Consider the following 16,702-nt stretch of genomic DNA (forward strand, 5'->3'; position numbering starts at 1 on the left):
CCCGTCGTCACCTGGGACGTCCACGACAACCAGCGCCGCGACTGGTGGGGCAACCCCGTCGTGCCGTCCTGGTACACGGAGGCGTCTACCGTGCTCGACCTCGACGGCAACCCACAACCCCTCACAACCCGGACCGACGACTCCGAGATGGCGGTCACCATCGGGGCGGACGGCTTCTCGTACACGCGCAAGGGCGACGAGGCGCAGGGTTTCAAGCTGGGAGCGCAGGTGTAGTCGCGCATCCCGGGACGACGCCGCTGCGGGCCGTCGGCGGCGTGCACTAGCGTTCTGGATATGGCGATCACCATCCCGAACCTGCCCGCCCTCTCGTGGACGAACGAACCCGGGACGGCATCGTACGACGCGGCGAGCGGTGAGCTCACCCTCGCGGCCGCTGCCGGCGTCGATTGGTCCAACGACTCGCTCGGCGGCGGGGGTCAGCACGCGGCGACCGCACTCGGCTTCACGGCTCCCGAGGGTGATTTCACCCTCTCGGCACGCCTGCGGGTCACCGGAGACCGGACCACCTACGACGCCGCGGTGCTGACGCTCTGGAGCGACGAGGACCACTGGGCGAAGCTCTGCTTCGAGTACTCGCCACAGGGTCAGGCGATGGTCGTCAGCGTCGTGACCGACCACTTCTCCGACGACTGCAACAGCACGGTCGTCACCGGAGCCGACATCCACCTGCGGATCTCGCGCGTCGGAGAAGCCTGGGCCTTCCACTCCTCCGTGGACGGCGCGCGCTGGGACTTCGTCCGGCTCTTCCGCCTCGCCCCGGGCGGTGCCCCCTGGAGCGTCGGTTTCATGGCGCAGGCGCCGACGGGCGCGTCGTGCACGGCCATCCTCGACCGGATCACCCTGCGTCCCGGCCGTCTCGGCGACCTCCGCAACGGCGAGTAAGCCCGCGCTCAGCGGGCGCGAGCCTCGCGGACCAAGTGGAGGTGCCGCACTCCCTCCTCCACCTTCTCGATGCCGTCCGGCCGGAACCCGGCCTTGCGGTAGAAGGCCTGGGCTCGCGGGTTCGGGTCGGCGACCCACAGCGACGCCCCCGCATCCGCATCGAGCACGGCGTCCAGCAGCGCCGGGCCGAGTCCCGTGCCGTGCTCCGAGCGCAGCAGGTAGAGGACGTACAGCTGCGCCGGCCACGGCGACGGCTCGTCGGCCGTGGGCGTTCCGGACATCGCGATCCCGACGATCCGGCCGTCGCTGTCCGCGACGGCGACCCGGTTCTCGCTGAACCGGGGATCGGTCAGGGCGACCGTCCAGAACCTCTCGCGCGATGCCAGCAGCTGGGGATCGTCGAGGATCTCGTCGCGCATCAGCCCGCGATAGGTCTCCCGCCACGACTGGACGTGCACCTGCGCCATCCCCGCGGCATCCTCCGGCGAAGCCGGACGAACCTCACCGCCCGGCATCGCGCTGCGCCTCCGGATGCACCACGTACACGTGCAGGAGACGTCCCTCGGATGCGAAGCCGTGCCGCTCGTAGGCGGGGACGGCGCGCGGGCTCGAGTGCACGGTCACCCGCTCGAGGCCGAGCTCGCGCGCCCGCTCGACGATGGCCTCCATGAGCCGCCCGCCGATCCCCTGGTTTCGACGGTCCGGCACGACGTACGCGCATTGAAGATCGCCGGATGCGCGGTCGAATGCGCGTGCGCTCGGCACCCGCGGAATGATCGCGAGCCACATCAACCCGACGACCCGCTCGCCCGAAACGGCCACGAGGCACTCGTGCGAGTCCTGGTGCGTTCGCGCCCACTCCGCGAATCGCGCCGAGAACAGTTCACGGGTATCCACTGCTTCTCCGCCGAGCTCGGTCACCGAGTCCCAGCGCAGGCCCCCGACCGTCTCCCACTCCCCCGGCGAAGCCGGCCTGATCCGGATGTCTGTCATCCCGTCACCCTATGACGGCTGCCGCCCCAAGGACCGCGGGGAGGGATGAGGTCGCACTACGCGCGTTCGATGACCTCGAAGCGGTTGCCGTCGAGATCGTGCGCCGCGAACATGGGAGGGACGCCGGGCCAGCGCAGCAGCTCCCCCACCTCGGCGCCACGCTTCTGCAAGGCACGGTGCGCCTGCTCGGCGTCCGCTGCTTCGAACCGGATGCCGGTCTCTACGCCCGCCGGCGCTTCCTCCTTGGCAGGAACGAGCGAGACCGATACTGCGGATCCGGGCGGCGCGAGCATGATCCAGCGGCTGCCGAGCTGTGGGAGCGGTGCGTCGACGCGCACGTCGAAGCCCAGCACATCCCGGTAGAAGGCGAGTGCGCGATCCTGGTCGGTGACCGGGATGCCGATGGTGTTCACGCCGACGATGCCGGCTGCGTCCGTGTCCGTCATGGCGCCATGCTGCCGTCCCGGCAGGCGTCGCGGCAAGGGGCAGTGCGGTTTCATCTTTGGACGTGGCGACTCGGGGCACTCCCGTGGGCGTTCAGCAGAAACGCGCCGATCCCCGTCCGTTCGGGACGAGGATCGACGCGTTTCAGAGGAGCGCTCCCCCGAGCGGTCAGTGTCCCGCTGCGCCGTGGGTGAGCGGGTTGACCGGCAGCGACGGGTCCGGACGGTGGTCGGATGCGACCTGGCCGCCTGCCGACGCCCCCGCCTTCTTCGCCACCAGCGGAGCTGCCGCCGGGTACGCGGGCGCGATCACGGAGAATCCGCCACACGTCGTCAGCGACGCGACCTCGGGGGCGAGCACCGCTGTCCCACCGACCAGGGTGACGTTGGTCGCCCCCAGGAAGTAGGTGTCGTCCAGCGTCCGCTGCGGCACGCAGCCGCCGAGGGTGATGAACAGCGGCGAGGCCGTCTTGCCCGACCAGGCGGAGGCCCCCAGGGCGTCCGGGAAGTTCAGGCCGTTGGCCAGGATGACCCTGCTGCTGTTCTGGAAGGCCGACTCGACGATCATCTGCGACGACTCGAACCGGTCGCCGCCCGCCAGGTGGACGACGGTGCCGAAACGGCCGAAGTCCGCGACCAGGGAGGGAGTCATCACGGCGTTCCCACCGATGACGACGATCTTGGTCGTGCCCAGAGACTGGAGCAGGGATGCCGTGTCCGCATCCACCGAGGTCGCGTTCCCGTTCACCAGCAGCAGCGGGGCGTTCAGGCTACCCGCCGCGCCGCCCGCGCTGAGCGAGTCGGGGAAGTTCAGCCCGGTCGACACGTAGACCGTCGGAGCGGACGTGAACGTGTTCTGGATGACCGCCCGGGAGGTTGCGAAGCGGTCGCCGCCGGACACGCGCTTGACGTCCGGAGAGAGACCCTTGAGGGCCGTGACGACGTCTTCGCTGACCACTGCCGGTCCACCGACCACGATGATGTGAGCCGGGTGGAGGCGCGTGATCTCGGCCGACACGCTCGCCGGGAGGTAGCCCGGCGCCGTCAGCAGGAGCGGGCCGGAGTCCTTCGCCGCAGCCGGGCCGCCCGAGAGGGCGTCCGGGAACGAGATCCCATTCGCGACGTAGACGGTACCCACGGTCGAGGGGTCCGGATATGCCGCCTTCGACACCTCGACCGAGGTGGCGAACCGGTCGCCGCCGGCCGTGCGGTTCACGGTGACCACGCGAAGCGTGTACGTCTGCGTCACAGAGTCGCCGTCACCCGGAATCGTGGCGGTCAGGCCGAAGGTGTACGACCCGGCCGTCGTCGCCGTTCCCGAGATGGTGTCGCCGTTCAAAGCCAGGCCCGGCGGCAGAGTACCGGTCGTGATGGCGAAGTCGAGCTGGAAGGCCTGGGTGGACGACCAGGCGTTGAGCTGCTGCGAGTACGGGGCACCCGCGGCCACGACGCCCGAGACGGTGCCCAGGAGCGAGATCGGCTCCCAGTCTGCGAACACGCTCGTCGAAGCACCGTAGATCGCCGTGTTGCTGAAGACATCGGTCACGATGTCGGGGGTGGTCACGAGGCCGCCCTGGTCGCTCCAGGTCGACGCGGTACCTGTCGTCGTGTCGAGGCGGAAGATCTGCGCCCCATTCGTGCCGAGCACTGTTTGAGTCGTCGGGTCGATGCCCAGCGCTGTGATCCCCGGAACCGAGACGTTGGGAACGGTGATGGACGAAGCGGTGCCCGCCGTCCCGTCGACCACCATCACGGTCGCGAGAGCTGCGGAGCCGAAGTACGCCTTGTGGTGGGCGGAGTCCACCGTGATCGCCACCGGGTTCGCAGGGATGGCGACGGGTCCGGTGACTGTGGACGTGGCTTCGTTGACGAGCGAGACCGACGGTCCCGCAGCATCGACCACGTAGAGCACGCCGGCCGCGGTGTCGACACCGATCCGACCAGCGGTCCCGCCGACGGTGAGGGCCGTTCCCAGGGCGAGCGTCGACTCGTCCACGGGAACGACGGTCCCGCTGGTACCCGTCGTCACGAAGACCTTGCCCGTGGCGTGATCGACGGCGAGGTCACGAAGATCGCCCGGAATCACGACCGAGTCGGTCACGGTGTTCGTGCGCTCGTCGATGCGGGAGAGCTTGTTGTTTCCGGCATCCAGTGCCCACACCAGCGCACGTGTCGGGTCGGCATCGAGCAGAGGAGTCGTGGCACCGGCGAGCGGAACGTTCGCCACCACCTCACCGGAGTACTCGTTGATGATGTTCACCCCGCCGCTGTGAGCCGCGAAGACCTGAGCGGTGTACGAGTCGGCGGCCACATCCGTCACGGTGGCATTGATGTTCGTTGCGAATGTCGGCACGGGCGCGGCCGATCCGGGAGTGGCAGAGGCCGGGGCACCGGCAGCGGCGACTCCGGCGGCCACGAGCGATGCGGCCGCTACAGTCGCGAAGATGCGTCCTCGCCTGCGCGTACGCGTCGTCTTCAACTGGTCAGGAACAGGGGAGGCAGGGCGATCACGCAACGGGCGACTCACTTTCGAGAAAGGCTCGCCTGTACACGAGCATCCTCCCCAGTCAAAACCATCTGCCCGGTTTAGCCCAACGATTGCACGTAATCCGCTCTACCCCAGTGCAGGGGGTATGCCACGAGAAGCGAGGCGCGCTTCGCTGAAGCCGACGCGCACGCAAGAAAAAAGCCCCGGAAAACCGGGGCTTCTACTGCTGGGGTACCTGGACTCGAACCAAGAACAACTGAACCAGAATCAGCCGTGTTGCCAATTACACCATACCCCACTGCCCCGAACCGCGGTCCGGGCACGAGAACCAACTCTAGCCTACCCGTGCGCGGGACTACAAAACGGCCGCGCCCTCCAGCGAGAGGCCGATCAGGTCGCGGTTGACGGCCGAAGCGACCACCGCGCCGGAGCCCGCGGCGACGATCAGTTGCTGCGGGCCTGGTGCGGTGGTCTCCCCCGCCGCATACACTCCGGGCAGCGACGTGCGGCCGTGCGCGTCGGTGACCAGGTAGCCCTCGTCGTCCCGGTCGAGGTCCAGGCCGTCGGCGAACGACAGCTCAGGCGACCACACGGGACGGATGAAGCCGCCCGCCCGGTCGATGACCGTGCCGTCTTCGAGGCGGACGCCTGTCATGACACCTTTCTCGCCCACGACGTCGTCGATGCGGCGCCGCTCGACGCGCACGCCCAGCGGCGCGAGCATCCGCTCGTCGCCCGCTCCGACCGCATCCGTGCCGTTCGTGAAGACGACGAGGTCGTCGGTCCACTGCGTCAGCAGCAGCGCGCGCTCGGCCAGGTCGTGGGTCTCGCCGATCAGGGCGAGCGGCTTGTCGGCCTTCTCGAACCCGTCGCACTCGACACAGCTGTGCAACTGGGTGCCGTAGTACGCGCGGATACTCGGGATGGCCGGCATGGTCTCGGTCACGCCGGTGGCGATCAGCACCGTGTCCGTGCGGACATCGACATCGGAGCCGCCGCGGACGCCCCGGGCGGTGACCCGGAACCCGTCACCCTCCACGGCGACCGCTCCGACCTGGGCGACGACCACCGACGCGTTGTCGTACGCGTCGACCTCCTCACGACCCATCCGGCGCAGTTCGAGCGGCGGGATGCCGTCCCGGGTCAGGAAGCCGCGGGCGATGAGGGTCGCTGCGTGCCGCGGACGGTTGCCGTCCACGACGAGCACCCGCCGCCGTGCGCGCGCCAGGTTCAGCGCGGCCGACAACCCCGCCGGGCCGCCGCCGATCACGACGACCTCGAACGACTCTGCCGAGCCCGCCGAATCCTCGCTCACGACACTTACCCCAGCGCCGCCGAGAGCCGGTCGAGGCGGGCGATGGTCTCCGGCTTGCCGAGGATCTCCATGGACTCGAACAGCGGCGGCGACACCCGCCGGCCCGAGACCGCCACCCGCAGCGGCCCGAAGGCGACCCGCGGCTTGAGGCCCAGTCCCTCGATCAGTGCGTCCCGGAGCGCCGCCTCGATGGCGTCATGCGTCCAGTCGGACTCCGGCACGAACTCCAGGGCATTGAGAGAGGCGGCGAGCACCTCGCCGGCGTTCTCCGGCAGGGAGGCACGGGCGTCGTCCTCGACCACCAGCGAGGCGGCGTCCGTGAACAGGAAGCCGAGCATGCCGGGCGTCTCGCTGAGCAACTGCACGCGCTCCTGGACGAGCGGCGCAGCCTGGGCGAGCACCTCGCGCTGCGCAGGCGCCAACGGCTCCTCCACGACGCCGGCATGCACCAGGTACGGGATGGTACGCTCGGCGAAGTCGGACACGTCCAGCAGACGGATGTGGTCGCCGTTGATCGACTCCGCCTTCTTCTGGTCGAACCGCGCCGGGTTCGGGTTGACGTCTCTCACGTCGAAGGCGGCCACCATCTCCGCGAGCGAGAAGACATCGCGGTCGTGCGTCAACGACCATCCCAGCAGGGCCAGGTAGTTCACGAGGCCCTCGTGGATGAATCCGCGCTCCCGGTGCAGGAAGAGATTCGACTCCGGGTCGCGCTTGGAGAGCTTGCGGTTGCCCTCGCCCATCACATACGGGAGGTGGCCGAACAGCGGGACGAAGGTGGTCAGCCCGATGTCGATGAGCGCGTGGTACAGCGCGATCTGGCGTGGCGTGGAGGACAGCAGGTCCTCGCCGCGGAGCACGTGCGTGATCCCCATGAGAGCGTCGTCCACCGGGTTCACGAACGTGTAGAGGGGATGCCCGTTCGGCCGGACCACGACGAAGTCGCTGAACGACCCCGCCTTGAAGGTGATCTCGCCACGGACCAGGTCGTCGAAGCTGAGGTCGTCGTCCGGGACGCGCAGGCGCAGCGCGGGCTCGCGGCCCTCGGCGCGGTAGGCCGCCTTCTGCTCGTCCGTGAGGTCGCGCTCGAAGTTGTCGTAGCCGAGCTTCGGGTCGCGCCCGAGTCTGACGTTGCGCGCCTCGATCTCCTCGGCCGTCGCGAAGCTCTCGTAGATGTGGCCGGACCCGCGGAGCTTCTGGATGAGGTCGCGATAGATGTCGTAGCGCTGCGACTGCCGGTAGGGGCCGTTCGGGCCGCCGACGTCGACGCCCTCGTCCCAGTCGAGCCGCAGCCAGCGGAGCGCATCCAGAATCTGCTGGTAGCTCTCCTCGCTGTCGCGCGCCGCGTCGGTGTCCTCGATGCGGAACACCATGGTGCCGCCCGTGTGCCGGGCGTACGCCCAGTTGAACAGGGCGGTGCGGATCAGGCCGACGTGCGGCGTACCGGTCGGCGAGGGGCAGAAACGGACGCGCACGTCCGAGCCCTCGGCCGTGGAGAAGGGATGAGCGATCGAGTCAGACATACGTGTCCGATCCTACCGGGGCGGCTACTTCGGGGCGCGCACCGGGTTGACCAGCGAACCGACGCCCTCGACCTCCACCTCGACGGTGTCACCGGGCTTCATCGGACCGATTCCGGACGGAGTCCCGGTCAGGATGACGTCGCCCGGCAGCAGCGTGAACACGCTCGACGCGTAGGCGATGATGGACGGGATGTCGTGCACCATGTCGGAGATCGGCGCCTCCTGCTTGAGCTCGCCGTTGAGGCGCGTGCGCAGCATGGCGTCCGGCGGGAGTTCGGTCTCGATGACCGGGCCGAGCGGGCAGAAGGTGTCGAAGCCCTTCGCGCGCGTCCACTGGCCGTCCTTCTCCTGGAGGTCGCGTGCGGTGACATCGTTCGCCACGGTGTAGCCGAAGATGTGCTCCGCCGCGTTCTCGGCAGCGACGTGGCGGGCGATCTTCCCGATCACGACAGCGAGCTCGCCCTCATAGTCGACGCGCTCCGACTGCGCCGGCACGACGATCGCGTCGCCCAAGCCGATCACGGCGGTGTTGGGCTTGAGGAAGAGCAACGGTTCTCCCGGCGCCTCGCCGCCCATCTCGGCAGCGTGCTCGCGATAGTTCTTGCCGACGGCGACAACCTTCGAGCGCGGGATGACCGGCGCGAGCAGCGAGCCGACCTTGCCGAGCGGGACGCGCTCGCCGGTGGTCTCGAAGCCCACGAACATGGGGTCGCCCGCGAGCACCACCAGGGCATCCTCATCCACGATGCCGTAGTCGATCGATGGGGAGTTCGAACCGTCGCGAGTGTGGCTGAAACGTGCGATCTTCACGCGTTCGAGCCTAGCGCCGCGACGATGCGCGAAAGCGCCGGAGTGGGGATGCCGTGCCGCTCGCCGACCCGGAGCAGTGCGCCGCCGAGCGCATCCAGCTCGCTCGGCGCGCCGGCCGCGAGATCCTCCTGGAGGGAGGTGCGCATCCCGCCCGGCACGCTGCGCAGGATGCGGATCAGCTCGAGCTCCGACGCGGGCACTCCCTCAGCGGTCGAGCACGCCACGATCTCGGCGACGACGGCCTCGGTGAGCTCCGGGTCCTCGCTGAGCGCTTCGCCGGCGGGCTGTCGCCAGTACGACGTGAGCAGTGCGAGGGAGGCGAGCAGGCGGAATTTCGCCCACAGCACCTCGGCCTCGCTGCCGCCGACCCGGACGCTCGGCCCGGCGTCGGTGAGCGCACGCACCGAGGCGAAGCCGGCCGCGCCCTCCGGAACCTCGATGCGGACGAACGGGCTGCGGTGATCGATCACCGTCGGGGATGCGCGCAGCGCCGAGACCGTGATGGATGCGCCCGCGACCGGCACCTGCGCCAGGGCCGCACGGAGCGGACCCATGTGCTCGACGCCGTTGAGGAACGAGATCACCTCGGAGGGCCGTGCGGCGACGATCCCGGGGAGGACGTCATCCAGCCCGTACGCCTTGGTCGCCAGGATGACGCTCGCGCCGGCCGGAACCTGGGTCAGTGCCCGGATCCGTTGGACGCCGTCGTCGAACGACTCGCTGCGGACCTCGATCCCGTCGCGGTTGATCGCGTCGACCGTTGCCGGGCGGCCGACGGCGACGACCTCGTGCCCGGCGCGCTGCAGCAGCCAGGCGAGCAGACCGCCGACCGCACCCGGGCCGACCACTGCGAAGACTGTCTCATCACCCATGGTTCGACCCTACTGCGACGAAAAGGGAGGCGGCTTGCGTCTCGATTCGCCCGCAGGGCGGGAAAGGGAGGAGCGGATGGCCGCAGCGTCAGCGAACTCCTCCGTTTCGAGCACGGGACGCTGACCCCCGCCCCCGCCTCCCACGACGGAAACGGAGGGGATGCGGGCCGTCGCCGGCCGCATCCCCTCCGTTTCCGTACAATCACGGGCTCTGCCGAGGAGAACTCCTCCGTTTGCGCCGCTACGCGTCGAGGCGGTACATCCAGTTGTGGCGGTCGTGGGCACGGCCGTACTGGATGTCGGTGAGCTCCTTGCGCAGCGACATGGTCAGCTCGCCGGGAGGCGCCGTGATGTCGCCGACGGTGAAGCTGTCCGACTTGAGCTCGCCGATCGGCGTGATCACCGCGGCCGTGCCGCAGGCGAACACCTCGACGACGTCGCCGGACTCGACGCCGTCGCGCCACTCGTCGATCGTGACCCGGCGGCGTTCCACCGCGTGGCCGCGGTCGCGCGCGAGCTGCAGCACCGAGTCGAGGGTGATGCCCTTGAGGATGCTGTCGGACTCGGGAGTGACCAGGGTCCCGTCCTTCTTGACCAGCACCACGTTCATCCCACCGAGTTCCTCGATGTACTTCCCCTCGACCGAGTCGAGGAACAGCACCTGCGCGCAGCCGTGCTCGTACGCTTCGGCCTGCGGAAGCAGGCTGGAGGCGTAATTGCCGCCGGTCTTCGCCGCGCCCGTGCCGCCCCGGCCTGCTCGCGACCAGTGGTCCGACAGCCAGATGGAGACGGGAGCCACGCCGCTCGGGAAGTACGCTCCGGCCGGGCTGGCGATCAGGTAGTACGCGACCTTGTTCGCGGGACGCACCCCGAGGAACGCCTCCTTCGCGAACATGAACGGTCGCAGGTAGAGGCTCATCTCCGCCGCATCCGGCACCCAGTCGGCGTCGACGGCGATCAGCTGCTTGAGCGAGTCGAGGAAGTGCTCGACCGGCAGCTCCGGCAGCGCGAGTCGGTGGGCGGAGCGCTGCATGCGGGCGGCGTTCGCCTCGGGGCGGAAGGCCCGGATCGAGCCGTCCGCGTGGCGGTACGCCTTGAGGCCCTCGAAGATCTCCTGCGCGTAGTGGAGCACAGCGGCCGAGGGCTCAAGCGAGATCGGACCGTACGGCGAGACGCGCGGCCGGTGCCAGCCGCCCTTCGCGGACCAGCAGATGTCGACCATGTGGTCGGTGAAGTAGTTGCCGAAGCCCGGATCGGCGAGGATCTCGGCGCGCGCTGCGGCATCGCGGGCGGCTTCGTTGCGGCTGACGTTCCAGAGCAGGCCCGAGGTCTCGGTGGGTCCACTGGTGAGGGAGATGCTGGTCGAGGTCATGACAGGTCCTTTACGCGACGGTGAATCAATTCTGCGCCACACGAGCGGCGATCGCGTCGCCGATCTCGGCGGTCGTTCGCGAAGCGCCCGTGCGGGCGGCGAGGTCGGCCGTCACCGCGGACTCGACCCGCTCGGCGAGCTCCGGTTCGCCCAGGTGGCGGAGCAGGAGCGCCGTCGAGAGGATCGCGGCGGTGGGGTCGGCCTTCTGCTGGCCGGCGATGTCGGGGGCCGATCCGTGAACCGGCTCGAACATGCTCGGGAAGGCCCCGGCCGGATTGATGTTGCCGGAAGCCGCCAGCCCGATACCGCCGCTGATCGCGGCCGCGAGGTCGGTGAGGATGTCGCCGAAGAGGTTGTCCGTGACGATCACATCGAATCTAGCAGGATCCGTGACCAGGAAGATGGTCGCCGCATCGACATGGAGGTAGTCCACCGCGACATCGGGATGCTCGGCGGCCACCGCATCCACGATCCGCTTCCAGAGACCACCTGCGAAGGTGAGCACGTTGGTCTTGTGGACGAGGGTGAGCTTCCGCCTGCGCTGCTCGGCCTGCTCGAACGCGTAGCGGACGACGCGCTCGACGCCGTAGGCGGTGTTCACGGAGACCTCGTTGGCGATCTCGTGCGGGGTGCCCTGACGGATGGCGCCACCGTTGCCGACGTACGGGCCTTCGGTGCCCTCCCGCACGACGACGAAGTCGACCTCGCCCGGGTCGGCGAGCGGGCTGGAGATGCCCGGGAACAGCGTCGTGGGCCGCAGGTTCACGTAGTGGTCGAGGGAGAAGCGCAGCTTCAGCAGCAGTCCACGCTCGATGTTCGCACCGGCAAGCCGCGGGTCGCCCGGTCTGCCACCGACCGCGCCGAGCAGGATCGCGTCGTGGCTCGCGATCGCCTCGAGGTCGTCGTCCGTCAGCACATCGCCGGTGGCCAGATAGCGATCGGCTCCCAGGGAGAAGTTCGTCTTCTCGAACGCCAGCCCGCTCGCGCCGGTCACCGCATCCAGAACTTTGACGGCCTCGGCGATGACCTCCGGACCGATCCCGTCCCCAGGGATGACGGCGAGCTTGACGGAACGGGACATGACACTCCTGCGCTGATCGATGGGCGAACCGGTACTGCCACCCTATCGCCGCGCCGCGACCTCCACCGGCTGCCGGGAAGCGGTCAGGAGGCGGTCAGCGCTGGATCACGAGCGGACACGACGCAGGGTCACCAGCGCGACGACCGCTGCAGACATGACGAGCCCGATACCGATCACCGCAGTGACGCCGACCCCGCTGTCGAAGGCAGCCCGAGCGGACGCCAGCAGCTGTTCGCCCACCTCTGCCGGCACCGTGCCGGCGATCGTGACCGCGCCGCCCAGTGTCTGCGCTGCCGCGTCGGCCTGTGCCGGGGTGAGACCCGGTGGGACGACGAGCGCGGCCCGGTACGACGCGGTGATGAGGGTGCCGAGCGTCGCGGTGCCGAGCACCGCTCCCAGCTCGTACGCCGTCTCGGACACGGCAGAGGCCGCACCCGCTTTCGCCGCAGGCGCGGTCGAGATGGCGAGCTCGTTCGAGACGGTCTCCGCTGCTCCGATTCCCGCGCCGAGCAGCACGAATGCCGCGAGCAGCACACTCCACGGCGCTCCCCCGCCGCTCAGCGCCACCAGCAGGTAGCCGCACGCCGACAGCGTCAGGCCTCCGGCGATGACCGCTCCCGGCCGGATCCGCCGGGCGATCGGCACCACCACGAGGCCGGCGACGATCATGGCGAGAAGCCCCGGCACGAGCACGAATCCCGATTGGATGGGCGTCAGCCCGAGCACGAGCTGCAGGTGCTGGGAGACGAAGAACAGGAAGCCGACGAGCGAGATCACGCTCAGGAGGTTGACGACGACCGCCCCGCTGAACGCCGGGCGGCCGAACAGCCTCATGTCGAGCATCGGCACCGGCCGCCTCAGCTGGCGCCGCACGAAGAGCGTTCCGGAGGCGGCGCCGACGGCGATCGCGCAGACGGCGAGGACCGAGAATCCGTCGACCGCGAGCGCCTTGATGCCGTAGACGATCGGCGCCATCGTGAGCAGCGAGAAGAGGATGCTCGGAACATCCACCGGTCCGGGCAGCGGGTCGCGCGACTCACGCACCAGCAGCGGAGCGAGGACCAGCAGCGGGATGAGGACCGGCACCGCGAGCAGGAAGACCGACCCCCACGGGAAGTGCTCGAGCAGCACACCGCCGACGATGGGTCCGAGGGCGGAGCCCGCCGCGAAGCCCGATGCCCAGATCGCGATGGCGAGCCGACGCTGCTCACGGTCGGCGAAGACGCTGCGCAGCAGGGAGAGCGTCGACGGCATCAGCATCGCGCCGAAGACACCGAGGGAGGCGCGTGCGGCGATCAGCAGTTCGGCCGTCGGCGCGAAGGCGGCCAGGGCCGAAACGGCGGCGAAGCCGGTGGCGCCGATCAGCAGCAGACGGCGGCGGCCGATCCGGTCGCCGAGGCTCCCCATCGCGACGAGGAGTCCGGCGAGGACGAGCGGGTAGACGTCGACGATCCACAGCATCCCGGTCGCGGAGGGCTGGAGCGCCTCGGAGATGGACGGCAGGGCGAAGCTGAGCACGGTGTTGTCGACCGAGACGAGCAGGGTCGGGAGCATGAGGACTCCGAGCGCCGCCCAGCCGCGCGCCCCGGCGCGGGTCGCCGCGGGAGTCGCGGTGGGGGTCTGGACGACGGAGGCGGACATCCCATTACTGTACCGTCCAGACGGTACAGCAGCAAGACGGCTAGCATGGCGTCATGGCCCTCGTCGCACCGCCCGCCTCTCCCTCCGGGACCGCCCGGGACCGGGTGCTGGACGCGTACGAGGAGCTCCTCGCCGAGCAGAGCGAACGCGCGGCGACCCTGGATGCGGTCGCTGCGCGCGCCGGAGTCTCCAAGGGTGGGCTGCTCTACCACTTCGCCTCCAAGGAGGCGTTGACCACCGGCGTGCTGGAACGCTTCGCGGCGCTGATCGACGAGGATGTCTCGCGGATGCGGGCGGCCGAGAACGGACCGGTCGACTACTTCCTCCGCACATCCATCCCGACCGACTCCCGCTTCGAGCGCGCCATCGTCGCGATCGCCCGGCTGGCGCAGGCGGCCGATCCCCGGGCACGGGATGCGCTGGCCGGCGCCCAGCGCCGCTGGCTGGACGTGCTCCAGGAGGCCGTCGGCGACCCGCTGATCGCTCGCACGATCATGCTCATCGGCGACGGGATGTACTACAACACGGCGCTGCTTCCCGCGACGAACAGCGTCCTCCGCGACGAGACGGACATCGACGACCTCGTCGCCCTCATCCGCCGGTTCGCCGAAGGGCGCTGAGCGGGCCGGGTAGGCCGGCGGCGCCGGGCGGCCAGCGGCCGCCTCGGCATCACCGGCGAGGCGGCCAACTGCCACCCCGCCGCCCGAGTCCTCAGGACTCGGTGATGTCGATCTCCTGCATCAGGTCGGCGTCGATCGCGAGGCGCACCTTCTCGAGCAGGCCGTCGGGCACGCGCGAGTCGACGGTGAGGACGCTGAGCGCCTTGCCACCGGCCGAGGTCCGGGCGACCTGCATGCCCGCGATATTGATGGCCGCCTCGCCGAACTCGCGACCGTAGACGGCCACGATCCCTGGACGGTCGTCGTACACCATGACCACGAGGTGCTCCGCGACGGGGACCTCCACGTCGTAGCCGTTGATCCCGACGATCTTCTCGATCTGCTTCGGGCCGGTGAGCGTCCCGGACACCGAGATCTGCGAGCCGTCGCTCAGAGCGCCCCGCAGGGTGATCAGGTTGCGGTACTCCTCGCTGACCGAGTCGGTGATGAGACGGACCTCGATGCCGCGTTGGTCGGCGAGCAGCGGCGCGTTCACGTACGACACCGTCTCGCTGACGATGTTCGTGAAGATGCCCTTGAGCGCCGCAAGCTTCAGCACGCTGACGTCGTAGTCGGCCAGCTCGCCGCGGACCTCCACGTCGACGCTGGTCACCGGGCTGCCGGCCAAGCCGGAGAACACCTGACCGAGCTTCTCGACGAGCGGGATGCCCGGGCGCACGTACGGGTCGATGACACCGCCGGCGACGTTCACCGCATCGGGGACGAGTTCGCCCGAGAGCGCGAGGCGGACGGAACGTGCGACCGAGACGCCCGCCTTCTCTTGGGCCTCGTCAGTGGAGGCGCCGAGGTGCGGGGTGACGACGACGTTCTCGAGCGCGAGCAGCGGGGACTCCTGCGGCGGCTCGGAGACGAAGACGTCGAGCCCGGCGCCGGCGATCGTGCCCGTGGTGAGGGCGCGGTACAGCGCGTCCTCGTCGATGAGGCCGCCCCGCGCCACGTTCACGATGAAGGCGGTCGGCTTCATCAGCGCCAGCTGGTCGTCGGAGATCATGCCGGTGGTCTCCGGCGTCTTCGGCATGTGGATGGTGATGAAGTCGGACTGCGCGAGCAGTTCTTCCAGCGTGACGAGCTGCACGCCCAGCTGCTGAGCCCGAGCGCTCGTCACGTACGGGTCGTAGGCGATCACGTTCGTGCCGAACGACTGCAGGCGCGCCGTGATGAGCGCACCGATGCGGCCGAGCCCGATGATGCCGATGGTCTTCTCGTACAGCTCGACGCCGCTGTACTTCGAGCGCTTCCACTGCCCCTGGGCGAGCGCGCTGTGCGCTGCGGGGATGTGGCGGGCGAGGCTCAGGATGTGGCCGACGGTCAGCTCCGCGGCCGAGATGATGTTCGAGGTCGGCGCGTTGACGACCATCACGCCGGCGCTGGTCGCCGTCTTGATGTCGACGTTGTCGAGTCCGACACCGGCGCGCGCGATCACCTTGAGGACAGGAGCGGCGCCGAGGACCTCGGCATCGACCTTGGTGGCAGAACGGACGAGGATCGCGTCGGCGTCCGCGACAGCGGAGAGGAGCGCCGGACGGTCGGTCCCATCCACCGATCGGATCTCGAAGTCAGGCCCGAGGGCGTCGACGGTGGCGGGCGAAAGTTCTTCGGCGATCAGGACGACCGGCTTTGTCACGTGGCAGATCCTTACGAAGTGCGAGGCTGGCTTGGGAGGAGGTGCGCCACGGTCGATGGGGCGCCGAACGGGTTAACTCTAGCGGGCGGCCACCGTCGCCTTTCGCCGCGTTACGCCGGATGTGGACAGCCGGCCCTGTGGACGAATGCGTAGTCCCCGTCGTCAGCGGATCAGGGACGCGGCGGCCAGAGCGGCGCGGACGATCGCCGGGTCGGTGATGTCGTAGGCCGCGCCCCCGCCGCCCGGTCCGCTGGGCGTCCCGCGGACGGTGTCCCGGGCCGAGAGGTGCACCGCATCCACTCCGGCGCGCGCCAGGGCGGGGATGTCCTCCACCCGCACTCCCCCGCCGGCCATGACCTCGAGCCGTCCGCAGAAGCATTCGGAAAGCGCACGGATAAGGTGGATGCCGTCAATACTGCGCGCCGCACCTCCGGAGCTGAGCACGCGGGTGACTCCGAGCCGGACGAGCACGTCGGCGGCGTCAAGGGGATGCTCGACGACGTCGAGCGCGCGATGGAAGGTGACCTCCAGCGGCCCCGCCTCGGCGACGATCCGTTCGAGCGCCTCCGCGTCGACACCACCGTGTTCGGTGAGCGCGCCGACGACGACGCCCGCAGCTCCCGCCTCCCGAGCGAACCGCACGTCGCCGAGGGTCACGGCCAGCTCGTCGGCGTCGTAGAGGAACCCGCCGCCGCGCGGACGGACGAGGACCTGCACGAATCGGTCGCGGCCCTGAGCGCGGGCCTCCGCGACGGCCGACGAGACGAGCGCCGCCGACGGCGTGAGGCCGCCCATCCCGAGCGCACTGCACAGCTCGACGCGGTCCGCGCCCTCGGCGAGGGCCACCCGCACCCCGGCCAGGTCCTGGACGGCGATCTCGACGGCGATTCCCATGGGGCTCCTCACGCAGAAGGGTGCCGCTGTCTCTTATACACATCTGACGCTGCCGACGACGGA

General features: G+C 69.7%; 15 protein-coding genes, 1 tRNA gene and 1 pseudogene. 3 read left to right on the forward strand and 14 right to left on the reverse strand.

What is annotated here, in order from left to right; all coding sequences use genetic code 11:
- Positions 1-234: pseudogene (locus ACPYOG_RS14800) on the forward strand (3,4-dihydroxyphenylacetate 2,3-dioxygenase); the annotation flags it as partial.
- A gap of 60 nt (positions 235-294) precedes the next feature.
- Entirely contained in the window at positions 295-903 is a 609-nt protein-coding gene (locus tag ACPYOG_RS14805; protein WP_481294945.1) for a DUF1349 domain-containing protein, read from the forward strand.
- 8 nt (positions 904-911) lie between these two features.
- Here ACPYOG_RS14805 and ACPYOG_RS14810 read toward each other — a convergent pair whose 3' ends face one another.
- From ACPYOG_RS14810 to ACPYOG_RS14865, 12 genes are all read right to left on the reverse strand, one after another.
- Complete coding sequence (locus ACPYOG_RS14810; RefSeq protein ID WP_481294946.1) at positions 912-1,370, reverse strand: N-acetyltransferase family protein; 459 nt, start codon at positions 1,368-1,370, stop codon at positions 912-914.
- A 34-nt stretch (positions 1,371-1,404) separates the two neighbouring features.
- Positions 1,405-1,896 (reverse strand): GNAT family N-acetyltransferase, encoded by a 492-nt coding sequence (locus tag ACPYOG_RS14815; protein ID WP_481294947.1) that lies wholly within the window; start codon positions 1,894-1,896, stop codon positions 1,405-1,407.
- A gap of 56 nt (positions 1,897-1,952) precedes the next feature.
- Entirely contained in the window at positions 1,953-2,342 is a 390-nt protein-coding gene (locus ACPYOG_RS14820; RefSeq protein WP_481294948.1) for a VOC family protein, read from the reverse strand.
- A 166-nt stretch (positions 2,343-2,508) separates the two neighbouring features.
- A complete protein-coding gene (locus tag ACPYOG_RS14825; protein ID WP_481294949.1) occupies positions 2,509-4,818 on the reverse strand; it encodes a cell wall-binding repeat-containing protein in 2,310 nt (769 codons plus the stop codon).
- Between the two features lie 235 nt (positions 4,819-5,053).
- Positions 5,054-5,125: transfer RNA gene (locus ACPYOG_RS14830), tRNA-Gln, on the reverse strand.
- A 57-nt stretch (positions 5,126-5,182) separates the two neighbouring features.
- A complete protein-coding gene (locus tag ACPYOG_RS14835) occupies positions 5,183-6,142 on the reverse strand; it encodes an NAD(P)/FAD-dependent oxidoreductase (protein ID WP_481294950.1) in 960 nt (319 codons plus the stop codon).
- 5 nt (positions 6,143-6,147) lie between these two features.
- The gene (gltX, locus tag ACPYOG_RS14840) at positions 6,148-7,665 is read right to left on the reverse strand and encodes a glutamate--tRNA ligase (RefSeq protein ID WP_481294951.1); all 1,518 of its coding nucleotides are present in this window, start codon (positions 7,663-7,665) and stop codon (positions 6,148-6,150) included.
- Positions 7,666-7,689: 24 nt separating this feature from the next.
- Entirely contained in the window at positions 7,690-8,475 is a 786-nt protein-coding gene (locus ACPYOG_RS14845) for a fumarylacetoacetate hydrolase family protein (protein WP_481294952.1), read from the reverse strand.
- Positions 8,472-9,347: a ketopantoate reductase family protein gene (locus ACPYOG_RS14850; RefSeq protein WP_481294953.1), complete on the reverse strand. Its 876-nt coding sequence runs from the start codon at positions 9,345-9,347 to the stop codon at positions 8,472-8,474. The genes ACPYOG_RS14845 and ACPYOG_RS14850 overlap by 4 nt, the downstream gene beginning before the upstream one ends.
- A 241-nt stretch (positions 9,348-9,588) precedes the next feature.
- Positions 9,589-10,719 carry a branched-chain amino acid aminotransferase gene (locus tag ACPYOG_RS14855; RefSeq protein ID WP_481294954.1) on the reverse strand — a complete coding sequence of 377 codons (1,131 nt, stop codon included), beginning with the start codon at positions 10,717-10,719 and terminating at the stop codon, positions 9,589-9,591.
- A 25-nt stretch (positions 10,720-10,744) separates the two neighbouring features.
- The gene (locus tag ACPYOG_RS14860; protein WP_481294955.1) at positions 10,745-11,800 is read right to left on the reverse strand and encodes a 3-isopropylmalate dehydrogenase; all 1,056 of its coding nucleotides are present in this window, start codon (positions 11,798-11,800) and stop codon (positions 10,745-10,747) included.
- 105 nt (positions 11,801-11,905) lie between these two features.
- The gene (locus ACPYOG_RS14865) at positions 11,906-13,441 is read right to left on the reverse strand and encodes an MFS transporter (protein WP_481294956.1); all 1,536 of its coding nucleotides are present in this window, start codon (positions 13,439-13,441) and stop codon (positions 11,906-11,908) included.
- Between the two features lie 53 nt (positions 13,442-13,494).
- Here ACPYOG_RS14865 and ACPYOG_RS14870 point away from each other — a divergent pair, with 53 nt between their 5' ends.
- Positions 13,495-14,061 carry a TetR family transcriptional regulator gene (locus ACPYOG_RS14870; protein ID WP_481294957.1) on the forward strand — a complete coding sequence of 189 codons (567 nt, stop codon included), beginning with the start codon at positions 13,495-13,497 and terminating at the stop codon, positions 14,059-14,061.
- 91 nt (positions 14,062-14,152) lie between these two features.
- Here the strand turns inward: ACPYOG_RS14870 and serA are convergent, their stop codons facing one another.
- Both serA and ACPYOG_RS14880 read right to left on the reverse strand, forming a co-directional pair.
- The gene (serA, locus tag ACPYOG_RS14875) at positions 14,153-15,745 is read right to left on the reverse strand and encodes a phosphoglycerate dehydrogenase (protein ID WP_481294958.1); all 1,593 of its coding nucleotides are present in this window, start codon (positions 15,743-15,745) and stop codon (positions 14,153-14,155) included.
- 162 nt (positions 15,746-15,907) lie between these two features.
- Complete coding sequence (locus ACPYOG_RS14880; protein WP_481294959.1) at positions 15,908-16,639, reverse strand: copper homeostasis protein CutC; 732 nt, start codon at positions 16,637-16,639, stop codon at positions 15,908-15,910.
- Positions 16,640-16,702 lie beyond the last annotated feature (63 nt).

This window comes from Leifsonia sp. HAY1-4F, assembly GCF_056755275.1.

Excerpts from the sequence above, each read along its gene's own strand:
- ACPYOG_RS14805 (WP_481294945.1), top strand. The coding sequence starts at position 295 with ATGGCGATCACCATCCCGAACCTGCCCGCCCTCTCGTGGACGAACGAA.
- ACPYOG_RS14810 (WP_481294946.1), bottom strand. The coding sequence starts at position 1,370 with ATGGCGCAGGTGCACGTCCAGTCGTGGCGGGAGACCTATCGCGGGCTG.
- ACPYOG_RS14815 (WP_481294947.1), bottom strand. The coding sequence starts at position 1,896 with ATGACAGACATCCGGATCAGGCCGGCTTCGCCGGGGGAGTGGGAGACG.
- ACPYOG_RS14820 (WP_481294948.1), bottom strand. The coding sequence starts at position 2,342 with ATGACGGACACGGACGCAGCCGGCATCGTCGGCGTGAACACCATCGGC.
- gltX (WP_481294951.1), bottom strand. The coding sequence starts at position 7,665 with ATGTCTGACTCGATCGCTCATCCCTTCTCCACGGCCGAGGGCTCGGAC.
- ACPYOG_RS14850 (WP_481294953.1), bottom strand. The coding sequence starts at position 9,347 with ATGGGTGATGAGACAGTCTTCGCAGTGGTCGGCCCGGGTGCGGTCGGC.
- ACPYOG_RS14855 (WP_481294954.1), bottom strand. The coding sequence starts at position 10,719 with ATGACCTCGACCAGCATCTCCCTCACCAGTGGACCCACCGAGACCTCG.
- ACPYOG_RS14860 (WP_481294955.1), bottom strand. The coding sequence starts at position 11,800 with ATGTCCCGTTCCGTCAAGCTCGCCGTCATCCCTGGGGACGGGATCGGT.
- ACPYOG_RS14865 (WP_481294956.1), bottom strand. The coding sequence starts at position 13,441 with ATGTCCGCCTCCGTCGTCCAGACCCCCACCGCGACTCCCGCGGCGACC.
- ACPYOG_RS14870 (WP_481294957.1), top strand. The coding sequence starts at position 13,495 with ATGGCCCTCGTCGCACCGCCCGCCTCTCCCTCCGGGACCGCCCGGGAC.
- ACPYOG_RS14880 (WP_481294959.1), bottom strand. The coding sequence starts at position 16,639 with ATGGGAATCGCCGTCGAGATCGCCGTCCAGGACCTGGCCGGGGTGCGG.